The organism is Intrasporangium sp., from assembly GCF_030452765.1.
GTDB lineage: Bacteria > Actinomycetota > Actinomycetes > Actinomycetales > Dermatophilaceae > Intrasporangium_A.
The window spans coordinates 13,415-35,501 of the sequence record NZ_JAKDLO010000020.1; the positions used below are offsets into that span (position 1 = coordinate 13,415).

General features: G+C 70.7%; 17 protein-coding genes. 4 read left to right on the forward strand and 13 right to left on the reverse strand.

All coding sequences use genetic code 11. The annotated features are described in order from the left end of the window. Positions 1-12 precede the first annotated feature (12 nt). From L0H79_RS04355 to L0H79_RS04365, 3 genes are all read right to left on the reverse strand, one after another. Complete coding sequence (locus L0H79_RS04355) at positions 13-1,062, reverse strand: biotin/lipoate A/B protein ligase family protein (protein ID WP_301483326.1); 1,050 nt, start codon at positions 1,060-1,062, stop codon at positions 13-15. A gap of 80 nt (positions 1,063-1,142) precedes the next feature. Beyond that, positions 1,143-3,584, reverse strand: a complete 2,442-nt coding sequence (locus L0H79_RS04360; RefSeq protein WP_301483327.1) for a ComEC/Rec2 family competence protein — start codon at positions 3,582-3,584, stop codon at positions 1,143-1,145. After that, positions 3,584-4,423, reverse strand: coding sequence for a helix-hairpin-helix domain-containing protein (locus L0H79_RS04365; RefSeq protein WP_301483328.1), 840 nt, complete (start codon positions 4,421-4,423; stop codon positions 3,584-3,586). Before L0H79_RS04365 ends, L0H79_RS04360 begins: the two co-directional genes overlap by 1 nt. Positions 4,424-4,584: 161 nt before the next feature. Here L0H79_RS04365 and purU point away from each other — a divergent pair, with 161 nt between their 5' ends. After that, positions 4,585-5,427 carry a formyltetrahydrofolate deformylase gene (gene purU / locus L0H79_RS04370; RefSeq protein WP_301483329.1) on the forward strand — a complete coding sequence of 281 codons (843 nt, stop codon included), beginning with the start codon at positions 4,585-4,587 and terminating at the stop codon, positions 5,425-5,427. A gap of 74 nt (positions 5,428-5,501) precedes the next feature. Here the strand turns inward: purU and L0H79_RS04375 are convergent, their stop codons facing one another. From L0H79_RS04375 to L0H79_RS04410, 8 genes are all read right to left on the reverse strand, one after another. Next, entirely contained in the window at positions 5,502-6,404 is a 903-nt protein-coding gene (locus L0H79_RS04375) for a carbohydrate ABC transporter permease (protein WP_301483330.1), read from the reverse strand. Next, on the reverse strand, positions 6,401-7,765 hold the full coding sequence (locus tag L0H79_RS04380) for an ABC transporter permease subunit (protein WP_301483331.1): 1,365 nt from the start codon (positions 7,763-7,765) through the stop codon (positions 6,401-6,403). Before L0H79_RS04380 ends, L0H79_RS04375 begins: the two co-directional genes overlap by 4 nt. A 70-nt stretch (positions 7,766-7,835) precedes the next feature. Next, complete coding sequence (locus L0H79_RS04385) at positions 7,836-9,194, reverse strand: ABC transporter substrate-binding protein (protein WP_301483332.1); 1,359 nt, start codon at positions 9,192-9,194, stop codon at positions 7,836-7,838. Beyond that, positions 9,191-10,420, reverse strand: a complete 1,230-nt coding sequence (locus L0H79_RS04390; protein ID WP_301483333.1) for an ABC transporter ATP-binding protein — start codon at positions 10,418-10,420, stop codon at positions 9,191-9,193. Before L0H79_RS04390 ends, L0H79_RS04385 begins: the two co-directional genes overlap by 4 nt. A gap of 213 nt (positions 10,421-10,633) precedes the next feature. Then, positions 10,634-11,239, reverse strand: coding sequence for a glycerol-3-phosphate 1-O-acyltransferase PlsY (plsY, locus tag L0H79_RS04395; protein WP_301483334.1), 606 nt, complete (start codon positions 11,237-11,239; stop codon positions 10,634-10,636). After that, a complete protein-coding gene (locus tag L0H79_RS04400) occupies positions 11,236-12,141 on the reverse strand; it encodes a DegV family protein (protein WP_301483335.1) in 906 nt (301 codons plus the stop codon). The genes plsY and L0H79_RS04400 overlap by 4 nt, the downstream gene beginning before the upstream one ends. Before the next feature lie 99 nt (positions 12,142-12,240). Then, positions 12,241-15,216 (reverse strand): leucine--tRNA ligase, encoded by a 2,976-nt coding sequence (locus L0H79_RS04405; RefSeq protein ID WP_301483336.1) that lies wholly within the window; start codon positions 15,214-15,216, stop codon positions 12,241-12,243. A gap of 202 nt (positions 15,217-15,418) precedes the next feature. Then, the gene (locus tag L0H79_RS04410) at positions 15,419-16,066 is read right to left on the reverse strand and encodes a lysoplasmalogenase (RefSeq protein WP_301483337.1); all 648 of its coding nucleotides are present in this window, start codon (positions 16,064-16,066) and stop codon (positions 15,419-15,421) included. 151 nt (positions 16,067-16,217) lie between these two features. Here L0H79_RS04410 and L0H79_RS04415 point away from each other — a divergent pair, with 151 nt between their 5' ends. From L0H79_RS04415 to L0H79_RS04425, 3 genes are all read left to right on the forward strand, one after another. Continuing rightward, complete coding sequence (locus L0H79_RS04415; RefSeq protein WP_301483338.1) at positions 16,218-16,592, forward strand: thioesterase family protein; 375 nt, start codon at positions 16,218-16,220, stop codon at positions 16,590-16,592. 427 nt (positions 16,593-17,019) lie between these two features. After that, the gene (locus tag L0H79_RS04420) at positions 17,020-19,296 is read left to right on the forward strand and encodes a CHAT domain-containing protein (RefSeq protein ID WP_301483339.1); all 2,277 of its coding nucleotides are present in this window, start codon (positions 17,020-17,022) and stop codon (positions 19,294-19,296) included. Between the two features lie 11 nt (positions 19,297-19,307). Next, positions 19,308-21,185, forward strand: a complete 1,878-nt coding sequence (locus tag L0H79_RS04425; RefSeq protein ID WP_301483340.1) for a caspase family protein — start codon at positions 19,308-19,310, stop codon at positions 21,183-21,185. Between the two features lie 54 nt (positions 21,186-21,239). Here the strand turns inward: L0H79_RS04425 and L0H79_RS04430 are convergent, their stop codons facing one another. Together L0H79_RS04430 and L0H79_RS04435 are read right to left on the reverse strand one after the other, a co-directional pair. Then, positions 21,240-21,632: a PIN domain nuclease gene (locus tag L0H79_RS04430; RefSeq protein WP_301483341.1), complete on the reverse strand. Its 393-nt coding sequence runs from the start codon at positions 21,630-21,632 to the stop codon at positions 21,240-21,242. Further along, a complete protein-coding gene (locus L0H79_RS04435) occupies positions 21,629-21,832 on the reverse strand; it encodes a type II toxin-antitoxin system VapB family antitoxin (RefSeq protein ID WP_301483342.1) in 204 nt (67 codons plus the stop codon). Before L0H79_RS04435 ends, L0H79_RS04430 begins: the two co-directional genes overlap by 4 nt. Positions 21,833-22,087 lie beyond the last annotated feature (255 nt).

Consider the following 22,087-nt stretch of genomic DNA (forward strand, 5'->3'; position numbering starts at 1 on the left):
GGGGAAGGCAGCTCAGGGGACCCGGTTGGTCCAGGCCTCGGTGCCGAACTTCGTCTCGACGAGCTCGCGGGCCCTGGCCAGCTCGGCCTCGGTGTACGTGCTCTCCCGCGTGTCGTAGCGGCTCTCGAAGTGCTTGAGGAACGCGTCGATGATGTCCATGCGGGCCATCTGGGTCTGGGACCGGAGCGGGTCGACGCGTTTGTCGGCGCTCTTGGTGCCCTTGTCGGACAGCTTCTCGCGGCCGATCCGTAGCACCTGGAGCATCTTGTCCGCGTCGATGTCGTAGGACATGGTCACGTGGTGCAGCGTGACGCCGCTGGCGAACCGTTTCTGGGCCGCGCCGGCGATCTTGCCCTTGTCCGAGACGATGTCGTTGAGCGGGACGTACTCGGCCCGGATCCCGAGCTCACGCAGCCCGCCGAGGACCCAGTCGTCGAGGAAGCGGTAGGACTGCTCGAAGCTGAGTCCTTCGATGAGCGAGCTTGGCACGACGAGGGAGTAGGTGATGCAGTTGCCCGGCTCCATGAACATCGCACCGCCGCCGGAGATGCGTCGCGCGACCCGGATGCCGTACCGGGCTGCCCCCGCCGTGTCGACCTCGTTGCGGACCGACTGGAAGGTGCCGATGACGACCAGCGGTGCGTCCCAGTCCCAGAACCGCAGGGTCGGCCCCCGCCTGCCGGACGCGACCTCCTGGGGGATGACCTCGTCGAGCGCGACGTGCATGAGGGGGTCCATCGTGACCGGCGGGATGACCTCGAAGGTGTGGTCCGCCCAGCCGGTGGCCCTGCCGAGGGCTCGCCGGACCGCGATCCCGACGGCCGAGGTGGAGAACCCGATCAACGCGACGTCCTGCTCGAGTGCACTGTCGATGGCCCCGGCCAGGTCCGTCACGGTGGCCTCGACGGGCAGACCCCTCAGCGCGGCGTTGATGTCCTCGAGGGCTTCGTCCGGCTCGAGGAAGAAGTCGCCCGACACCCGGACGTCCGCGAGCCGTTCGTCACGGGTCTCGAGGTCGACGACGACGAGCTTGCCACCGGGAACCTTGTACTCACCGCGCACCCCTGCACCCTAACCCCATGCTGTCGCCTCGTCGGACGAAGGTCGCACGGCCGTAGGGACGACGCCAGACCTCCACCCGGTCACTCGGAGCGGACGCCGGGGGCGCCGTCCGGCTCGACGACGACGGCGAGGGCACCCTCGAGATCCGTTCGGTGCACGTCGAACCCGCGCCGTCCCAGCACGGCGAGCACCGACGGCGCGGGATGCCCGTAGTCGTTGTCGGCCCCGACCGAGATGAGCGCCAGACGCCCCGCCACACTGTCGAGGATGCGGTCGTCGCGGTTGCTCGACCCGTGGTGGGCGACCTTGAGCACGTCGACCCTCCCCCACCGGGCGGGGTCGGCTCGGGCCGCCCGCACGAGCTCAGCCGCGGACTCGCGCTCGAGGTCGCCGGTCATCAGCACCGACAGGCCCCGCACGCGCAGGGTCATGGCGACCGATCCGTTGTTGGGCACCGACCCCTCGGTGATGCGCCGGCCCGGCCACCAGACGTCCGCGCTGACCTGGCCCACCGACCACGAGTCACCGGCGCGCAGCTCGGCAACAGGCACGCCCGCCTCGGCCGCCAGCCCGGCGACCCGGCGCGACTGCGCCAGCGGCTCCTTGACGGTGGAGACCCGGATCTCGCCGACCTGCCGGCCCTCGAGCACCCCGGCGAGCCCACCGGCGTGGTCGGCGTGGAAGTGCGTCAGCACGACGAGGTCGACAACGTGCACGCCGAGCCGGTCCAGGCACGAGTCGATGACGGCCGGCTCCGTGCCCGTGTCCACGACGACGGCGTGGCCGGGACCGTTCGCGACGACGAAGCCGTCTCCCTCCCCCACGTCGCAGGCGACCAGGACCCACCCCGGCGGCGGCCACGCGACGACGCTGGTCGGCACGACGAAGGCGGCCGTCACCGCGACGACGGCGAGCGCCAGCAGCGGCCGGGTCCTCGACCGGTACCAGGCCCATGGAGCAACGAGGATCACGGCGACCGTGAGGGCGGCGAGCACGACTGCCCCCCAAGCTGACTCGTCCCAGGCGAACGATCTCCACGGCACCCCGGCGCACGACCGGGCGACCCAGGCGATCCCTTGCGCGGGCAGAGCGGCGGCCCACGCGGCGAGGCCCGCACCCCCGACCCAGACCGTCGAGACCAGCGCGACCACGACACCTGCGATCGTCGTCGGCGCGACCAGCGGTGCCGCCAGCAGGTTGGCGAAGACGGCGACCACCGAGACGCTGCCCTGCAGGGGCACGACGACCGGAGCGCACACGACCTGCGCCGCCACCGGGACCGCGAGGATCGGGCCCAGCCCACGCATCCTGGCCGGGAGGCATCGCCCGATCGCCCGCCCCCAGGGCTGCGCGAAGACGAGCAGACCGAGGGTGGCCACGACCGAGAGGGCGAAGCCGTAGGACCGGGCCAGCCACGGGTCCCAGACGAGCAGCAGCAGCACCGCCCCGGCGAGGGCCGGCAGGCCGACCTGGCGGCGCGATGTGGAGAGCCCCACCAGTCCAACGGTGCCCATCACCGCGGCACGCACCACGCTCGGCTCGGGCCGGCACAGGACGACGAAGGCCGCGAGCAGGACCAGTGCCACCCAGGGCCGGTGCCGGCGACCGATCCGCAGCACGCCACATGTCCCGATGGCGGTCGCGAGCACGAGCGTGACGTTGGAGCCGGACACCGCGCTGAGATGGCTGAGGCCGGTCACCAGCATCGCCGAGGTGAGCTCGGTCGGGGTGCGCGACGAGTCGCCGATGACCAGGGCCGGCACGAGGCCCCGAGCCTCAGCGGGCAGGTGTTCGGTCGCCGCCCGGAACCGGGCGCGCACCCAGGAGGCGGTCGTGAAGACACCGCCTGCACGGGAGATCAGGCGTGGCGGTCCACGCGGCGCGGCCGCGGCGAGCACGTCGTCGCCGGGCTGCGCCTCGTCGAGCCGGGCGGTGAACTCGACCTCGTCGCGCCACTCGAGCCGGGCCCAGCCCGCGTCGGCGAGCACGAGCAGCGGGGTGCGGACCGCCGTCGTCAGTCCTCGCGCAGTGACCTGGGTCGCGAGGACGCGCACCACGACTCGAGGTCGCGCCCCCTGCTCGTCGCGTATGCCGTCCACCACCTCGCGCGGGTCCGTGGCCAGCAGCGCCCGGACCGACACGATCGCCCGCTCGCGCGCCAGAGAATCGACGGGTCCGGCCGACCGGGCCGCCCGATGCCCGGCGACGGCCACGAGAGCCAGCGCGAGGCCGGCAAGGCTCAGCGCGGCGAGCCTGCGCCAGGGCGGGACAGGTCGAGCTCGACGGGCGCTCGCGGGGCGCCGCTGCTGTCGTCGGACCCACCACGCCCACGGGGAGGCGACGAGCAGGACCGACGCGAGGGTCGCGCCGACGGCGCCGAGCACGACGAGGGACACGGGTGCGACCAGGCCCACGAAGGCGACCACGGGCCAGACGAGAAGGACCGGCGCCAGCAGCCGCAGGTCGAGCCGCCGCTCACGCTTGACGATGGACCGGGGCCCCGCCGGCCCCTCGTGGGGCATCACAGGGTCACCTTCGGCTTGAGCCGGGCGAGCAGCTTCCCGCCGATGCCGCTGACCTCGCCGAGCTCCTCGACGGAGGTGAAGCGTCCGTGCTCGGCGCGCCAGTCGAGGATCCGCCCCGCCAGGACCGGCCCCACCCCGGGCAGGGAGTCGAGCGCCTCGAGGTCGGCGGTGTTGAGGTTGACCACCGTCGAGCCACCCGCGGCTGCGGGCGCGTTGCCGTCACCTGCGCCTGCAGACCCGCCACCGGAGGGTGCCTGCCCAGCGCCTGCGGGGGCGTGCGCCGGGGGCGTCTCCCCCGGCCGTGGCACGTACACCTGCTCGCCGTCACTCACCGGTCGGGCCAGGTTGAGCGCCGCGAGGTCGGCATGCCTGGTCGCGCCGCCTGCCGCGGCCATGGCGTCGGCGACCCGGGCGCCGGGCGACAGCCGGACCAGCCCGGGCTCGCGTACCTGACCGACGACATGCACGACCACCGAGGTGCCGACGCCGCCGGTCCCTGTCGCAGCACCAGGCGTCGTGCCGGCCGGCGTGGCCAGACCGCCGGGGACGGGCCCTGCCGCCCGGGTCACCATCACCCCGCTGCCCGAGGCCGCCGTCGACCGAGCCCGGGCGGGCTCCGGCACGGCGCTGCGTTCTGCCCAGAGCACACGAAGGGCGAAGGCGCACCCGACGGCCACGACGAGCGCCAGCAGGGCCACGACCGCGCTCGTCGAGACGGCCAACCGTCCGAGCCGCAGCTGCTCGGGCACGGTGACGAGCCCCGGACGACGAGCCCGGCGGAGCCGGGTGTCCAGGGCCTCCGGCTCGGGTCGGCTCGGGACGGGAGTGGGCGGCATACCGACGACGGTAGGAACCCCGCCACGCACCTGCGACACCTCGACGCGGGCCTGGGGACAGGCGAATCGCGTCGCCCGGGATGTGGAGAACGGATCGCACGCAGGAGGGCCCACTGCGTGTCGGTTTCGGTGCGGACGCGCCGAGGGGTCAGACTGCTCCAATGGCCCGGCACATCATGACCCTCACCTGTGACGACCGACCCGGAATCGTCGCTACCGTCTCGCATGCGCTGCTGCAGGTGGGCGCGAACATTCTCGAGAACCAGCAGTTCAGCGACGAGGACACCGACCTGTTCTTCATGCGGAGCGTCTTCGACGCCGACTCCGCCGACGTCGCCACGGTCCTGACGGCGATCGACTCGAGCGAGGCCATAAAGCACCAGCACCTGCAGGTGCGGCCGGCCGAGGAGTACTGCCGCACGCTCATCCTCGTCAGCAGGTTCGACCACTGCCTGCTCGACCTGCTCTACCGATGGAAGTCCGGCGACCTACCGATCGACATCGTCGGCGTCGTGTCCAACCACGAGGACTGCCGGGCGCTGGTCGAGTACTTCGGGGTGCCGTTCACGCTCATCCCGGTCACCCCGGGGAGCAAGCACGACGCCGAGACCGCGCTGATCCGGCTCGTCGAGGCGCAGGACGTCAAGCTCGTCGTGCTGGCCCGCTACATGCAGATCCTGTCCGACCGGCTCTGCGAGCAGCTGGCCGGCCGAGCGATCAACATCCACCACTCGTTCCTGCCCGGCTTCAAGGGCGCCAAGCCGTATCACCAGGCTCACGACCGGGGCGTGAAGCTCATTGGTGCGTCAGCACATTACGTGACCGCAGATCTCGACGAGGGGCCGATCATCGAGCAGGACGTGGTGCGAGTGACCCACGCCGACACGCCGGCTCGGCTCGTCGCGATCGGCCGCGATGTCGAGCGACGCGTCCTGTCGGAGGCGGTGCGCGCACACGCGGACAGCCGGGTCTTCCTGTCGGGGCGCCGCACGATCGTCCTGTAGCTTCGCGGGGGTATGCCGCCCAGCCGGGTCGCGCTGGGCCGCATCCGCTCACTCCGTGCGGGAAGCCGCGAGCGCTACTTGACCGAGCCGGCCATGACTCCTTGGACGAAGTAGCGCTGGAACGAGAAGAACACGATGAGCGGCACGATGAGGGACAGGAAGGCGCCACTCGAGAGCAGGTCGATGTTCGCGCCGAACTGGCGCATCTGCGACTGCAGCGCCACGGTGAGCGGCGCCACGTCGGACGAGGCGAAGACGAGCGAGATGAGCAGGTCGTTCCAGACCCACAGGAACTGGAAGATCCCGAGCGAGGCGATCGCGGGCAGGCCGAGCGGCAGGATGACCTTGCGGAAGATCGTCCACTCGCTGCCGCCGTCCATCCGGGCCGCCTCGAGCAGGTCGCGTGGGATGCCGGCGAAGAAGTTGCGCAGCAGGAACACCGCGAACGGCAGCCCGAAGGCGACGTGGAACAGGATGACCGACAGCCGGCTGCCGAAGATCCCCAGCGCGCCGTAGAGCTGGGCCACCGGGATCAGCGCCACCTGGACCGGCACCACGAGCAGGCCGACGACGAGGATGAACAGCCAGTCGCGGCCGGGGAACTCGAGCCAGGCGAAGGCGTATGCGGCCAGCGACGCGAGGACGATGACGAGCAGCGTCGCCGGGACGGTGATGTAGATGGTGTTGAGGAACGAGCCGGTGATCGCCGGGTTCTGCAGGAGGTTCTCATAGTTCTTGACGGTCAGCTGCGCCGGTTGCGTGAAGACGGTCCACCAGCCGCTCGAGTTGTTCTCGGCCTCGGGCCGGAACGAGGCGACCAGCAGGCCGAGGCTCGGCACGAGCCAGAAGAGCGCGATCGCGACCAGGCCGACCTGGACCACGCCGCTGCCCATCCTGCCGACGAGCCGTGCAACGGGGCCGCGGTGGATGGAGCCACCACCACCGACTGCGGAGCCGACATCCGGGACAGCACTCATCGGTCTCCCTCCCGGCGGAACCGCCTGATGTTGAAGAGCATGGCAGGTAGCACGAGCACGAAGAGGAAGATCCCGAGCGCACTGCCGAGACCGAGGTCGTTGCCGCCGCCGAACGAGACGAGCCACATCTGCAGCGCGAGGACGTTGGCCTCCGGCTGCACGGACCCGGGCGCCATGATGTAGACGAGGTCGAAGATCTTGAGCACGTTGATGACGAGCGTGACGAAGACGACGAGGAGGACCGGTGAGAGCAGCGGCATGGTGACCCGTCGGAACACCTGCCACTCGGTCCCTCCGTCGACCCGGGCAGCCTCGAGCGCGTCGCGCGGGATCGCCGAGAGCCCGGCCGCGATGAGGACCATGGCGAAGCCGGCCCACATCCACACGTACGCGGCGATGATCGAGGGCGTCACGAGGTCAGGCCCGAGCCACGTCACCCCGTCGAAGGGCTGGGCGAAGTTGGAGGCGGGCAGCCGGATCGTGTAGCTGCCCGGTGACAGGTCGGTGAAGGTGAAGCGTCCGTCGCCGCCCGTCTTGGTCGTGTCGATCACCGTTCCGGTCTGGATGGCCTGGACGGTCACACCTGGCATGCCCTTCTCGTTCGGGTCGATCTGGCCGGGCGTGCCTCCGCCGCCCTTGGCGAAGTCGAGCCAGACAACTCCCTCGATCCGGTCGGGGGCGCCGGCACTGCCCTGGACCGGGCTCGCGTCGGTCGCGTTCTCGGGCATCTTGCCGGGGGCGAAACCGATGAGCGGCAGCGACACCGTGCCGCCGAGGCGCACGCTCGCCCTGGTCTCGAAACCGTGGTCGACGGGAACAAGTGCCTGCGGCTCGCGGGGGCGCGCGTCAGGGTACTGGGACGAGGTGGCGAACAGGTCATGCACACCGACCACGATGGCGTTGGCGACGCCCTTGCCCGGGTCCTGCTCGTAGACGAGCCGGAAGATGATGCCTGCGGCGAGGAAAGAGATGGCCATCGGCATGAAGATGACGAGCTTGAAGGCCGTGCTCCAGCGGACCCGCTCGGTCAGGACCGCGAAGATCAGGCCCAGGGCGGTGACGACCGTCGGGGCCACGACGACCCAGATGACGTTGTTGCGGATCGCCTTGAACGTCTCGGGCTCGGTGAACATCCTGATGTAGTTGTCCACCCCGACGAAGCTCGAACCGCTCGCGTCGAAGAGGCTCCGGACGACCGAGAACCCGATCGGGTAGAGCATGAGCACGAGCAGCACGATCGAGGCCGGCAGCAGGAAGGCTGCTGCCGTCGAGGGCCGCCCGCGCTCGCCGGAACTGCCCCGGGTCTCCTTCTTGTCCGCAGGAGGCCCGGGGCGTTCCGCGGTCTCGGGGGGCGCCGTCATCCGGCGCTCCCCCCTCGTGCCCTGAGCCCTAGCGTCGCAGCCACGATGTCACCACGATGGCCTCAGCCGGTCAGTTGCCGTAGGCTTGGGACGCGTCGGCCTCGAGCGCGTTCATCGCGCCCTGGACGTCCTTGGGGTTGCGCAGGAAGTCGGCGAGGTCCTTCCACATGCCGGCGCCCTTGGTGCCGCCGAACGCAGACGGCGCCTGGTCGGACATGTCGAACCGGAACGAGTCACCGGCGTCGATGAGCGCCTTGGCGATCTGCCGCGAGATCTCGTCCGGGTAGGCGTCGAGCGAGACGTTCTTGTTGGGCGAGGTGAAGCCGCCGGCCTTGACCCAGATCTCCGCAGCCTGCGGGGTGGCGAGGTACTGCAGCAGCGCCATTGCTCCCGGGTTGTCCTTGAACGCGACGGCGACGTCGCCGCCGCCCACGACGGCCGGCTTGTCCCCGACCATCGGGAAGGGGAAGAACTTCGCGTCGGTGCCGAGCTTGGCCTTGGTCGAACTGGTGATGACGCCGGCGACGAAGTCACCCTCGTAGACCATGGCGGCCTGCGGCGGATCGGAGAAGACCTTCGTCACCGAGGTCGGGAAGTCGGTCTGCAGCGCGCCGGTCGTGCCGCCCGCGAGCAGCTCGGGGTTGCCCCACAGCTGCGCCAGGGTCTCGAGCGCCTTCTTGACCGAGTCGTCGGTCCACTTGATCTCGTGCGCGGTCAGCTTGTCGTACATCTGCGGCCCAGCCTGGCTGAGGTAGACGTTCTCGAACCAGTCGGTGAGGGTCCACCCGTCCGCCCCACCGATCGAGACCGCCTGCTGGCCTGCGGCCGAAAGTGTCTTGGCCGTGTCGATGAACTCGTCCCACGTCTTCGGCGGCTGGACCCCGGCGTCCTCGAAGGAATGCACGTTGTACCAGACCGTCGACTTGTTCGAGGCCTTGAACCAGACCCCGTAGAGCTTGCCGTCCACCGTCCCTAGGTCCTTCCAGACCGGCGAGTAGTTCGCGTCGACGGCGCTCGAGACCTCGTTGCTCACGGGCTTCAACGCCTTGCTCTCGACGAACTGCTTCATCAGCCCGGGTTGCGGGAGGAAGGCGACGTCAGGTGGACTGCCACCCTTGACCCGAGGCGTGAGCACGCTGGCGATCTGGTCGCCGGTCGAGGTGTACTTGATCGTCGCTCCGGTCTGCTCCTCGAAGGGCTTGACCACCTTGAGGAAGTTCTTCTGCTCGTCACCCGTCCACACCGCGGCGACCTCGACGGTCTGGCCCTTGAGGTCGGGTAGAGCCGCCCCGCCCGCCGTCCCCGTCGGGGTGCTCGTTGGACTGGCATTCGACTCGGGCGCCTCGTTGTTGCCGGACGAGCCACAGGCGGCCGCGGCCAACGCGACTCCAGCCATGACCGCCGTCAGACGCAGTGCTCTTCTCATCATGCTTCCTTCCTGGATTCGGTCTGGGTCGGTTCTGACGCACGGGACCTGATCGCCACGCCGGTCTCCGGGTCGAAGTAGTGCAACCGGGTCGTGTCGACGCTGATCCGGACCGGCTCACCCTCGCGGGCCCTCGTGCGGGGGTTGCATCGCGCGATGACGATCGTGTGGTCCGCGTCGCCGCCACCGAGCCCCGGTGCGTCGGCCTCCAGATCGAGGTCGGGATCCTCGCCATGGACGACCCGCGGCGCGTCGACACTGAAGTGCACCATGACGTCGGAGCCCATCGCCTCGACGAGCTCGGCCTTCGAGGTGAGCACGTCGCGCGTCGCGCCGTCGAGGTCCGCGTCGTCCATCTCCTCCGGACGGATCCCGACGACCACGTCATGGCCGAGGCGGTCCTCGAGGCCGGGGTGATCCGTCAGCAGCGTGTCCGGCACCTCGAGGCGTTGACTGCCGAGGATGACCGCGAGCCCGCCGTCCCGCTCGAGCCGGGCGCGCATGAGGTTCATCGCCGGCGAGCCGATGAAGCCCGCGACGAAGAGGTTGACCGGGTTGTCGTAGAGCGCCTGCGGGTGGTCGACCTGCTGGAGCAGGCCCTTGCTCATGACGGCGACGCGGTCGCCGAGGGTCATCGCCTCGGTCTGGTCGTGGGTGACGTAGATCGTCGTGACGCCGAGATCCCTCTGCAGCCGTGCGATCTCGGCTCGCATCTGGACGCGGAGCTTGGCGTCGAGGTTGGACAGCGGCTCGTCCATGAGGAAGGCCTGCGGCTCCCGGACGATCGCGCGCCCCATCGCCACCCGCTGCCGTTGCCCGCCGGAGAGGTTGCGCGGCTTGCGGTCGAGATGATCGGTCAGCCCGAGGATCTCGGCCGCGTGCTGCACGCGCCGGTTGATCTCGCCCTTGGGCATCTTGCGCAGCTGAAGCCCGAAGGCGATGTTGTCGCGCACCGACAGGTGTGGGTAGAGCGCGTAGCTCTGGAAGACCATGGCGACGTCCCGGTCACGGGAGGGAACCCGGTTGACGACGCGGTCACCGATCGTGACGGTGCCCTCGCTGATCTCCTCGAGGCCGGCCACCATACGCAGGGCGGTTGTCTTGCCACAGCCGGACGGGCCCACCAGGACGAGGAACTCGCCCTCGGTGATCTGCAGGTTGAGGTCGGTGACGGCGCGGGTGCCGTCAGCGTAGACCTTCCCGACGCCGTCCAGCCGCACCTCCGCCACGTGACCTCCAGACCTGGATCCGAGCCCTCGTCGCGCGTCGTGGAACGGGGGCACCGTCCGTACTCGACCTCTTCTTGCCTACCATCTGGACTACCCCGTACCCAGTTTCGCGGGTGAACGACGCCGAATCGTGACCGCCAAACCCGGACGTATGCCGCGCAGCCACGTCGCGTCGTGACGGACCTTCGACGCGGCGCGCCGGTGCGCCAACCCTCAGCCGATCCGTCGCTGGCGCCACCAGCCGACGAGGTTGCTGCGGTGCCGCCACAGCACGAGCAGGCCGAGCGCGACGAGCCAGACCACCGTCCAGGCGTCCCCGGGGGCACGCCCCACGGCCACGACTGCGGCAGCCACGAGCAGCCCCACGGCGGCACAGATCGATGCGGCCGACACCCACCGCGCCAGGGCGAACGCGAACACGAACACGACGAGCGCGACGAGCGCCACCCACGGGTGCACGCCGAGGATCGCGCCGAGCGTGGTTGCCACCCCCTTGCCGCCGCGGCCGTGCAGGAACGGCGAGTAGATGTGGCCGAGCACCGCGGCGAGCCCGACGGCGTACGCGAGGTGCGCACCGTACAGGTGCCCCGCGACGAGCACCGGGACCAGCCCCTTGAGGACGTCGAGCAGGCCGACGACGACTCCCCACTTGCGGCCGAGGACCCGTCCGGCGTTGGTGGCACCGGGGTTGCCGGACCCGGCGGCCCGGACGTCCTTGCCGAGGACTCTGGCGATGATCGTCGCCGGGTTCACCGACCCGACGAGGAACGCGGCGACGATCGCCCCGGCCCAGACGACGGGCACCCACGCACGGGTCATGGGTCTCCCTCGATGCCGGTATCTGCCTCTCGTCGCTCGCCGCCCACCGGCTCACCCGGCCGGGGCGACACTGCGATCGCCAGCGTGCTCGGGCCGACGTGTGCGCCGACGACCGCCCCGAGCTCGACGATGCGCACCTCCCGCGCGGCAGGTACCCGGGCGCGCAGGTGCTCGGCCAGCTGCTCCGCGCGGTCGGCGTCATCGAGGTGGTGGATGGCGAGGTCGACCATCAGGCCGCCACTGCGCACCTGCTCGACGGTGAGCGTCTCGATCCGGGCGATGGCTCGCGCTGCCGTCCTGACCTTCTCGACGGGGACGATCCGGCCGCCGCGCACCGTGAGGATCGGCTTGATCGAGAGCGCCGACCCGAGCAGCGCCGAGGCCGCCCCGATGCGCCCGCCGCGGCGCAGGTGCTCGAGCGTGTGCACGTAGAAGAGGACCCTCGCGTGCTCGAGCCGACGCTCCACCGCTGCACGCACCTCTGCCGGCGCGGCGCCCGCGGCAGCAGCGTGCGCGCCGCTGACAGCGGCATACCCCATGGCCATCCCGATGGTCTCCGAGTCGATGACCTCGACGGGGAGCGGCGCCTCGGCCGCCGCCATCCTGGCCGACTCCACGGTGCCGGACATCTGACCCGACAGGTGCACCGAGACGATGCCCGTCGCGCCCTCGTCGGCCAGCCGCCGGTAGGTCTCCAGGAACACCTCGGGGGCGGGACGCGAGGTCGTGACGACCGTGTGCTCCCGCAGCGCCTGGGCGACCTGATGAGCCGTGATGTCGACCCCTTCGACGCGCTCCACTCCCCCGACGACGACATGCAGCGGCACGACGGCGATCGCGTGCTCTCGCACGAGGCCGGCGGGCAGGTATGCCGTCGAGTCCGTGACGATCCGAACGTTCACTGTCGCTCCTTCCGCGCCGCCCCGGCCGGGCTCCGATGCGTGCGTGCGGACCGTGCGCGGCGGCCACCACATCGGGTCACGGGGCTGGCAGGTCCAGCCTCACACGGGCACGACGTTGACGAGCTTCGGCGCGCGGACGATGACCGTGCGGATGCCCTCCGGTGTGGCCGCCCTGACCTTGTCGCGGGCCAGGACGAGCTCGCGCAGCCGCTCCTCGGACACGTCCGGAGCGACCTGCATCCGGTCGCGGACCTTGCCCTTGATCTGGATGACGCAGGTGACCTGCTCGTCGATGATCTTGCTCGGGTCCGCCACCGGGAACGCTGCGTGGGCGATGCCGCCGGAGTGGCCGAGCCGCTGCCAGAGCTCCTCGGCGATGTGCGGCGCGATCGGAGCGAGCATCAGCACGATGGCCTCGACGACCACTCGCGGCGGCGTGTCGAGCTTGGTCACGGCGTTGTTCAGCTCGATGAGCTTGGCGATGGCGGTGTTGAACCGCAGCCCCTCGAAGTCCTCGCGCACGCCCTGGATCGTCCGGTGCAGCTGCGTCGTCAGGGCCCGGTCGGGCGGGATGTCGCGGGCCACGAGCTCGTCCGTCTCCTCGTCGACGACGTTGCGCCACAGCCGTTGCAGGAACCGTTGCGCCCCGACGACGGCCCGGGTCTCCCACGGCTTGGACAGCTCCAGCGGTCCCATCGACATCTCGTAGACCCGGAACGTGTCGGCGCCGTACGCGTCGTACATCTCGTCGGGACTGACCGAGTTCTTCAGCGACTTGCCGATCTTGCCGTACTCCCGGGACACCTGCTGCCCGTGCCAGGTGAACGTCGGCTCGTCGCCGGGGCCACCGGCGTGTTCTTGCACCTCGGCCGCCGGGACGTACTGCCCGCGCGCGTCGGTGTAGGCATAGGCCTGGATGTAGCCCTGCGAGAAGTAGGTCCGGAACGGCTCCTCGCTGCGCAGGTAGCCCAGGTCGTGCAGCACCTTGTGCCAGAACCGGGCATAGAGCAGGTGCAGCACGGCATGCTCGACGCCGCCGACATAGAGGTCGACGCCGCCGGGGTCCTTCGTGCCGGCCGGTGCGCCCGCGACCGGGGCACGCTGCGGGCCGACCCAGTACCGCTCGTTCTCGGGGTCGAGCAGCGCCTCGTCGTTGGCCGGGTCGAGATAGCGCAGGTAGTACCAGCACGAGCCGGCCCAGTTCGGCATCGTGTTCGTCTCGCGACGGTAGCGACGCACGCCCCTGCCGTCGCCGAGGTCGAGCTCGACGTCGACCCACTCGGGCACCCGCGACAGGGGCGGCTCCGGCGAGCTGCCCGCATCGTCGGGGTCGAAGGTCTTCGGCGAGTAGTCCGGCACGTCCGGCAGGGTCAGCGGCAGCTGGTCATCGGGCAGCGCATGCACGACCCCGTCCTCGTCGTAGACGACCGGGAACGGCTCGCCCCAGTAGCGCTGCCGACTGAAGAGCCAGTCGCGGATGCGGTAGTTGATCGTGCCCTCGCCGATCCCCCGTGCCTGCAGGGCGGCGATGATGCGCGACTTGGCCTGCTCGACGGGCAGCCCGTCGAGGTCGGCGACCGGGGAGGACGAGTTGACGAGGACACCGTTGCCGGAGAATGCCTCCAGCAGCGGCGCGTCGGCATCCTCGCGGGACGGTGCGACCACCCGGACGATCGGGATGGAGAACTTCGTGGCGAACTCGAAGTCGCGTTCGTCGCCGCCTGGCACCGCCATGATGGCGCCGGTGCCGTAGCCCATCAGGACGTAGTCGGCGACGAAGACCGGGATCGGCTGGCCCGTCACGGGATTCGTCGCGAAGCTGCCGGTGAAGACGCCTGTCTTGTCCTTGCCCTCGGTCTGCCGCTCGACCTCGGACCTGCGCGAGGCAGCCAGTCGGTATGCCGCTGTCGCCGCCTTGGGCGTGCCGCTGGCCTCCGCGTCGGCCCCCTTCCAGTCGTCGTGCGTGCCGTCGGGCCAGTCGCCTTCGGGGACAAGGGAGTCGACCAGTGGATGCTCGGGGGCCAGGACCATGAACGTCGCCCCGAAGAGCGTGTCGGGACGCGTCGTGAAGACCTCGATGTCGGTCGTCGTGCCGGCCTGGGCGCCTGCCGCAAGCCGCACCGGGAAGGCCACTCGCGCACCGGCCGAGCGGCCGATCCAGTTGCGCTGCATGAGCTTGACCTTCTCGGGCCAGTCGACCCGGTCGAGGTCGTCTGCGAGCCGGTCGGCGTAGGCGGTGATCCGCATCATCCACTGCGACAGGTTGCGCCGGAAGACCGGGAAGTTGCCGCGCTCGGAGCGCCCCTCGTTGGTGACCTCCTCGTTGGACAGGACGGTGCCGAGGCCCGGGCACCAGTTGACCGGCGCCTGCGAGGTGTAGGCGAGCCGGGAGCCCTCCAGCACCCTGGCCTGCTCGGCGTCTCCGAGGTCGGCCCAGGCCCGGTGGTCACCGCCGGGTAGCGGCCGCTCGCCCGACGCGAACTGCGCGACGAGGTCGGCGATCGGGCGTGCCTGCCCACGGCCACCGTCGGCGCGGACGGCGTCAGCGTCATACCACGCATCGAAGATCTGCAGGAAGATCCACTGGGTCCAGCGGTAGTAGTCCGGGTCGATCGTCGCGAAGGTGCGCCGGTTGTCGAAGCCGAGGCCGAGGCGGCGCAGCTGGCGCCGCATCGTGGCCATGTTCTCCTCGGTCGTCTTGCGCGGGTGCCGGCCGGTCTGGACGGCGTACTGCTCGGCGGGCAGGCCGAACGCGTCGTAGCCGAGCGCGTGCAGCACGTTGCGCCCGAGCATCCGGTGGAAGCGGCTGTAGACGTCGGTCGCGATGTAGCCGAGCGGGTGCCCGACGTGCAGGCCGGCACCGGAGGGGTAGGGGAACATGTCGAGCACACAGAGCTTCTCGCCGCGAGCGGCCACCTTGTCGGGCTCGGCCCACGGCCCGGCCGGGTTGGGGGCGTTGAAGGTGCCCTCCTCCTCCCACCGGTCCTGCCAGGCGAGCTCGATCTGCTGCGCCAGCGAAGCCGTGTACCGGTAGGGGGTCTCGTTGTTCGTGGCCCGGGTCGTCTGCTCGCTCATTCTCGTCTCTCGCATCTCAGCACTGCGCCACAGGGGCTGTCGGGGTGCACGGGGCGCGAGGCCCCGCGGGTGGGCAAAAGAAAACCCCTCGCACGGGAGGGGAGGCCGCGTTGATGTCGGGATGCCCCGACTTTCGTCAACGCGGCTGCAGAAGGAGCAGCAGGCCAGCCATGGGTCAAGGTTAGCGCAGGCTCCTGCAGCCTCAACGCAGCAGCCCGACGACTATGAGCACCTGGGCCGCGTGGTAGGTGGTGATGACGGCGAGCGGCGCCCAGCGGCGCTCGTGCACGAACCGGTCGTGCCCGAGGATCGTGTCGGAGACGAGGAAGAGCAGGCACCCCGCCAGGACGACCCAGTCACCCTTGACAGCAGCGAGGACGACGAGCGTCGCCAGGGCGAGCACGTAGACGAACACGGCGTACCGGTCCCGTCCGGCGCGCCGCACGACGTGTCGCCCGAACCGCCCGTACAGGTAGAGCACGACGAGCAGGGCCGGCAGCGCCGGCCAGGGGAAGCCGCCGCGCCCCGGCACGGTCGCCAGCGTCCACACGTAGGCGACGTGTGCCCCGAGGAACGCGAGCAGCCCGAAGCGGAAGCGCAGCTCGGTCGCGGTGAGCAGCAGGACGTCACCGACGAGGGAGAGGCCGAGCCCGGCAAGCAGCGGCGAGACGAGGGGCGCATCGGCCGGCGGCTGGTCGGTGTAGAGGGACCACGCGAGGCCGCCGAGCAGCAGCATGAAGGTCGGCTTGGTGATCCGCTGGACGACGTGATCATCGCGCACCACGGCGCCCCAGTTGAGCAGCGCGGTGATGCCGAGGGCCACCGAGAGCAGCGAGACATGCGTGGACACGGGCCCAGCCTCTCAGGCCCATCCCACCCTTCTCGACCAACACGCCTGCCGCGTCTCTCACGCCCGGTGCGTGGGATCGCCGGTGCGTGGAATCGCCGGTGCGTGGGCTGGACGTGCGGACCTGCCGGGCTGGTCTGTCACACTCGATCGCATGCCCATGCGCACGTTCAAGCACACGGTCACGCCGGCTGACACGGCCGTCAGCCTCGGCAGCGGCGACCTCGAGGTGCTGGCCACCCCTCGCCTCATCACCTGGTGCGAGTCGGCGGCCTTCGAGCTCTGCCTGCCCCAGACCGACGCCGACCGCACCACCGTCGGAACCTTCGTCAAGCTCGAGCACAGCAAGGGAAGCCCCGTCGGGGCGCAGGTCACCGTCTCGTGTGCGCAGCCGATCAGCGACGGCCGTCGTCTCGTCTGCTTCATCACGGTGACCGACGCCGAGGGCGAGACCATCGCGAGCGGTGAGGTGCATCGCGCGCTCGTCGACCGTGAACGGTTCATGAGCAAGTGCCGGCCGGTCGGCTGACCAGTCACTCACCAGACCGCACGGTGCCCCGAGCCGACCGATCCGCGACGGAAGGACTCGCGGCCCTCGACCGCGTCACGCGGACGCCACGAATGCGTCGCGTCGACGGGGATGCGCCGCCTTGAGGCGACGCGGCTGCGTCAAGGCGACGCGGCTGCGTCAAGGCGACGCGCGAGACCAGCGGGCGCGCTCAGAGCACGAAGGCGTCGCCGTCGACGCCGAGCACCTCGGTTCCGCGGCCGGAGCACGAGTGGCCGGGTCAGGGCGAGCACCAGCGCGACCGCACCGAGCCAACCCACCACCTCGAGCCAGGCCACCATGTCGGGAGGTTACTCTGCGAGTACTCCCTGTATCAGCCGACACCTGCGACACTCTTCTCATAACGATCGGGCCTGCGTTGCGGGGCCCACCTGACGAGGGGGTCGTCGTGGAGCACGACTATCTCGACTTCGACGTGGCACTCGTGCCCGAGGGCGGCGCCCTTGGCGCCCACGTGGTCGCGTCGCCGGCCGGCGCGGCACGCGGGCCGTTCGTGCTTCCGTTCTCGGCTGTCGACCTGGCCCGGTTCATCAACACGGTCGGCCCGCCGAACGTGACGACCCGTCGGCTGGTGCCCGCCACGACTCGGGTGCTCGAGGTCGAGGACTACGGACGCCGACTCGGTGACGCCCTCCTCACGGGCGAGGTCGACCGACTCTTCCGTGAGTCCCTCTCGATCGCCAAGGGGCAGGGGCGTGACCTGCGTCTGCGCCTGCGGCTCGAACAGGCCCCGGACCTCGAGGCGGTGCCCTGGGAGTACCTCTACGACGGGCAGCTGGGCCGGTTCCTCACCCTGTCCAGACAGACGCCGCTCATCCGGGTCCTCGACGCCCTCGACGTTCCACCGGCCGTGCCTGTCGTCGCGCCGATGCGGATCCTCGTCATGGTCTCGAGCCCGAGCGACCTGCCTCCGCTCGACGTCGAGCGCGAGAAGCAGCTGCTCCTCGCGACCACCGGTGACCTCGTCCAGAGCGGCCGACTCGAGATCGAGATCATCGCCGATGCCACCCTGACCGCTCTACAGCGGGCGCTGCTCGACCCCTACCACATCTTCCACTTCATCGGTCACGGTGGCTTCGACCGCGACGGCGAGGAGGGAGTGCTGGCCCTCGAACGTGAGGATGGCATGGCCGACCACGTCGCCGGGGGACGCCTGGCGACGCTGCTGCACGACGCCCCATACCTGCAGCTCGCCGTCCTCAACGCGTGCGAGGGCGCCCGGACGAGCGGACACAACGCCTTCGACGGCGTCGCCCAGATGCTCGTGCGCCAGGGACTGCCGGCCGTGGTCGCCATGCGAACGGCGATCTCGGACCGGGCCGCACTCGTCTTCAGCCACGAGTTCTACTACTTCCTCAGCCGAGGACTGCCGATCGACGCCGCGATCTGCGAGGTGCGCAAGGCGATGGCGACCTCGGACCAGGCAGCCGAGTGGGGCACGCCGGTGCTGCTCCGCTCCGGGTCTGCGCAGCCGTTCGACATGGCCGCCCCGGACGCCGCGAGCGAGCCTGCGCGCGAGAGCCGCTGGGAGTCGCTCTACACCGCCGCCCAGGCCGCGCTCGGGTCGCAGTCGACCGATACGGCCCTGCCGATGCTCGAGCAGCTCGCCGCCGAGAAGCCGGACTACGCCGACGTCACCCAGCTCCTCGAGAGGGTGCACCAGTCCCAATCGAGCGTGCAGCAGTCCCAATCGAGCGTGCAGCAGTCCCCGTCGAGCGTGCAGCAATCCCCATCGAGCGTGCAGCAGTCCCCGTCGAGCGTGCAGCAATCCCCATCGAGCGTGCAGCCGATGGCGTCGCCGCAGACCCTCGTCTCCCAGCCGCCTGCCCGCCCTCCCTCGGCCGGGCGCGCCGACGAGCGCCGCAGTGGCCTCGGTCGTGGCGCCATGATCGGAGCGGGAGCGCTCGTCCTCGCCCTTGCTGGCGGGTACCTGGGCTGGCGCCTCCTCAGCGGCGACGGCACCACCGAGAACCCCACCATCGAGAACTCCGTCGCGGCGACCCCCGTGCGCACCCCGCCGATCATCGACGGGGCGTTCGCCGACTGGGCATCGACGCCTGCCATCGCGATCGACAACGTCGTCGCGCAGACATCAGGCAGCGACGGCTCCCCGGCTGTAGGCACGTGGAGGACCGCGTGGGATGCCAGCGCGCTCTACGTACAGGCAACGGTGGGCGACGGTGACCTCGCCGTCGTCGACCGCAAGCAGCCGAGCGCGTACTGGCAGGGCGACGGCATCTCCTTCGAGTTCGGGCCTGACACCCGGTCGCTCGACGCGTCGGCAGGGCTGCGGGCCGGCAAGGACATCCACGTCATGATCGGCCTCGGCTCGCGCGGTGGCCTACCTTCGACCAACCCGGCGAGAGTCGACCAGACCGGCCAGGTGAGCTTCCTTGCCGGGAACGCGGAGCGCCGGATCGCTACCGCTGCTGGGCTCACCCGGGACGGCTATGCGATCGAGGCGCGCATCCCGTGGACGGTCCTGCACGTGACGACGCCGCCCCAGCCCGGCACCGTGTTCGGGTTCAACGCCAACATCAGCGATGCCAACCGGACCGGCAGCAACCTCGGATCCATGGTGAGCAGCAACCCCGATCGTAGCGGCCGGAACCAGCCACACCCCGGCACGTGGCAGCGGCTCGTCCTGAACGGCTCGGAGAGCTGAGCCGCAAGCCCATGGCCAAGCTCCGCGCCCTGCTCGTCGGGATCGACGCCTACCCGCAGCCGGTTCCGGCCCTCGCCGGGTGTGTCAACGACATCACCGAGATGGAGACCACCCTGCGCGGTCGGGTACCTCCCGACGCGCTCGACCTGCGCGTGCTGACCGACGCGGCGGCCACCCGATCAGCCGTGATCGAGGCGATCCAGCAGCACCTCGGCAGCGCGGGCCCGGACGACGTCGCCCTGTTCTGCTTCAGCGGGCACGGCTCCCAGCAGGAGGCACCAGCAGAGGCATGGCCCCTGGAGCCGGACCGACGCAACGAGACGATCGTGCTCTTCGACAGCCGCACTCCCGGCGCGTGGGACCTCGCCGACAAGGAGCTGGCGGCGATCCTGCGGCCTGTCGCGAGCCGCGCCCTGCACGTCCTCGTCGTCCTCGACTGCTGCCACTCCGGCGACGGCACCCGGGACCTGTCCCCGAACGCCCGCATCCGGCTCGCTCCGACAGACGCCCGGCCACGCCCATGGGCCACCTTCGTGACGGGGGCCCGCTCAGCGGCATCCGATCTCGGTGGGGCGGGCGGTCACGTGCTGCTCGCCGCCTGCCGCTCGTCCGAGACCGCCAAGGAGACGACGGTCGACGGACGGCAGCGGGGCGCCCTCTCGGCGGTCCTCGGCCGCGCGCTGCGCGAGTGCGAGGGCCAGCCCACCTACCGCGACATCCACCGGCTCGTCACCGCAGGTGTCTCCGGCCTGGTTGCCAACCAGCACCCCCAGCTCGAGACCGCTGACGCGACAGACCTCGACCGGGTCTTCCTCGGCGGCACGGTCACACCGCGCCCTCGGCAGCTCACCCTGGCCCACTCCACCGATGGTTGGAGCGTCGATGCCGGCGCGGTCCACGGCATGCCGGAGCCGATCGGCGACGACACGACCGAGCTCGCCGTCTACCCGCAGGACGGGGCCACCGACGCGGTCCCGCTGGCGACGGCGACGGTCACCCAGGTTTTGCCCGACCGCAGCCTCGTCGACGTGTCCCCCGACCTGGACACGAGCGCCTTCTTCCGAGCCGTGGTCACCTCGATCCCCTTGCCGCCGTTGCGAATCGGCCTCATCGGGGCCAGCGCGAGCTCCCTCCCCACCGACGCGGCTGACCCGACACTGGTGACGTTCGTGAACGACCCGGCCGGGGCGGACGTGCTCGTGCGAGCGGACGCCGGCGGCTTCACGATCCTGCGGCCGGGGGTCGCGAGACCCGTCGTCGTACTCACCGGCCCCGACCGCGACCGCCGCACCATCACCGCCCTCGAGCGCGTCGCGCGCTGGCTTCGCCTCAGCGCGCTGCACAACCCGGCGACGCAGCTACCCCCGGGGGTGCTCGAGGTGGGGCTCTCGACGAGCGCCGGCTCCGTCGGTCCCGACGGTCGGCTCGTGCTCACGTATGCCGCCCAGCTGGCCCCCGCGTTCACGGTGACCTTGCGCAACACGGGCTCCGTGACGCTCTGGTGCGCCCTGGTCGACCTCACCGAGGCGTACGGGATCTTCACCGACGCGTTCCCGGCCGGGACCATCGGGTTGGGGCCTGGCGAGTCGAGCGAGGTCGCCCTGACCGGGCAGGTCTCCGACGACCTCTGGCAGGCCGGCACCACCTCGGTGACCGACCACCTGAAGGTCATCGTCAGCACCCTCGAGTTCGATCCCCGCTCGCTGCAGCAGCCCGAGCTCGATGTCGAGGACGGGTCGTCCGTCCGGTCGCTGACCGAACCACGCTCGACACTGGACCGGCTCCTGACCGCGGTGTCGACCCGGCGGGTGCAGCCGACCGGGGCGCCCCAGCCCGTCGCCGACTGGCGCACGACCGACGTCCTCGTCACCACCCACCGCCCGCGCTGAGGCCCAGCCAGGCGGCGACCAATCCTGCCGACGCGGGCGGGGACGGCCGTCCCTTCATCGTCCTGCGTCCACCACGAGGCCGGTGTGACGGGCGAGCGCGTCGAAGTCCGCGTCGGCGTGCAGCAGCGGGACCCCTGCCCGGATGGCGTGCGCCGCGATGAGACAGTCGATGAGCTTGCGGACGGTCTCACCGCGACGTCGGCACAGGCGGTACAACGCCGCAGCGTCCTCATAGTCCCCCGGCAGCGTCTGCAGGACGGCGGCCCTGGCGAGCAGGCCTCGCAGGCTTCTGAGGTGCTGTTCGTCACGAGCGCCGGCGAGCACTTCCATGCGAACCGGGTGACAGGTGGCGATCTCGTCGCCCAGGACCTCGTCGACTCGCTGGCAGGCCGGGCTGCCGGTGTCGCGCAGGAACTCCACCCAGGCTGACGTGTCGACGAGGATCATCGGGCGCGACTGGCGCGCAGCTCCGACAGGTCGCCGTCCCACCCTGATCCCCTCAGGCGCCGCGCCTGATCGAGATCGAGGGCTTCCCCGGCGACGGTCCGCAGCGCGAAGTTGACCGCCTCACGCTTGGTGGTCAAGGCGTAGCGGCGCATGACCGCGTCGCAGGCGTCGTCGTCGAGATCGATGTTGGTGCGCGACATACACCAATGATACACCTTGTCGAACGGACGTCATCGGCGACGTCCGTGGCCCTCCCTGTGCCCTCTGCGGCCCGAGCGCGTACGGCCCGACACAACAAGTCCGCCGCGCCGCTGTTGGTGCTGCACGCAGCGATGGCCCGGGCCGGACTTGTTGTGTTCTTCCGACCGCGGCGTGTCCTGCTGGACGCCCACGCGTATTGCGTTGCACGGCTGCGGCCGGGCGGACTCGTGCGGGAACTGCTACAAGCGGTGGAG

Coding starts and splice junctions, on each gene's coding strand:
- L0H79_RS04360 (WP_301483327.1), bottom strand. CDS start 3,584: ATGCCCCACGAGGGGCCGGCGGGGCCCCGGTCCATCGTCAAGCGTGAG.
- purU (WP_301483329.1), top strand. CDS start 4,585: ATGGCCCGGCACATCATGACCCTCACCTGTGACGACCGACCCGGAATC.
- L0H79_RS04425 (WP_301483340.1), top strand. CDS start 19,308: ATGGCCAAGCTCCGCGCCCTGCTCGTCGGGATCGACGCCTACCCGCAG.
- L0H79_RS04415 (WP_301483338.1), top strand. CDS start 16,218: ATGCCCATGCGCACGTTCAAGCACACGGTCACGCCGGCTGACACGGCC.
- L0H79_RS04385 (WP_301483332.1), bottom strand. CDS start 9,194: ATGATGAGAAGAGCACTGCGTCTGACGGCGGTCATGGCTGGAGTCGCG.
- L0H79_RS04430 (WP_301483341.1), bottom strand. CDS start 21,632: ATGATCCTCGTCGACACGTCAGCCTGGGTGGAGTTCCTGCGCGACACC.
- plsY (WP_301483334.1), bottom strand. CDS start 11,239: ATGACCCGTGCGTGGGTGCCCGTCGTCTGGGCCGGGGCGATCGTCGCC.
- L0H79_RS04375 (WP_301483330.1), bottom strand. CDS start 6,404: ATGAGTGCTGTCCCGGATGTCGGCTCCGCAGTCGGTGGTGGTGGCTCC.
- L0H79_RS04365 (WP_301483328.1), bottom strand. CDS start 4,423: ATGCCGCCCACTCCCGTCCCGAGCCGACCCGAGCCGGAGGCCCTGGAC.
- L0H79_RS04435 (WP_301483342.1), bottom strand. CDS start 21,832: ATGTCGCGCACCAACATCGATCTCGACGACGACGCCTGCGACGCGGTC.
- L0H79_RS04405 (WP_301483336.1), bottom strand. CDS start 15,216: ATGAGCGAGCAGACGACCCGGGCCACGAACAACGAGACCCCCTACCGG.
- L0H79_RS04380 (WP_301483331.1), bottom strand. CDS start 7,765: ATGACGGCGCCCCCCGAGACCGCGGAACGCCCCGGGCCTCCTGCGGAC.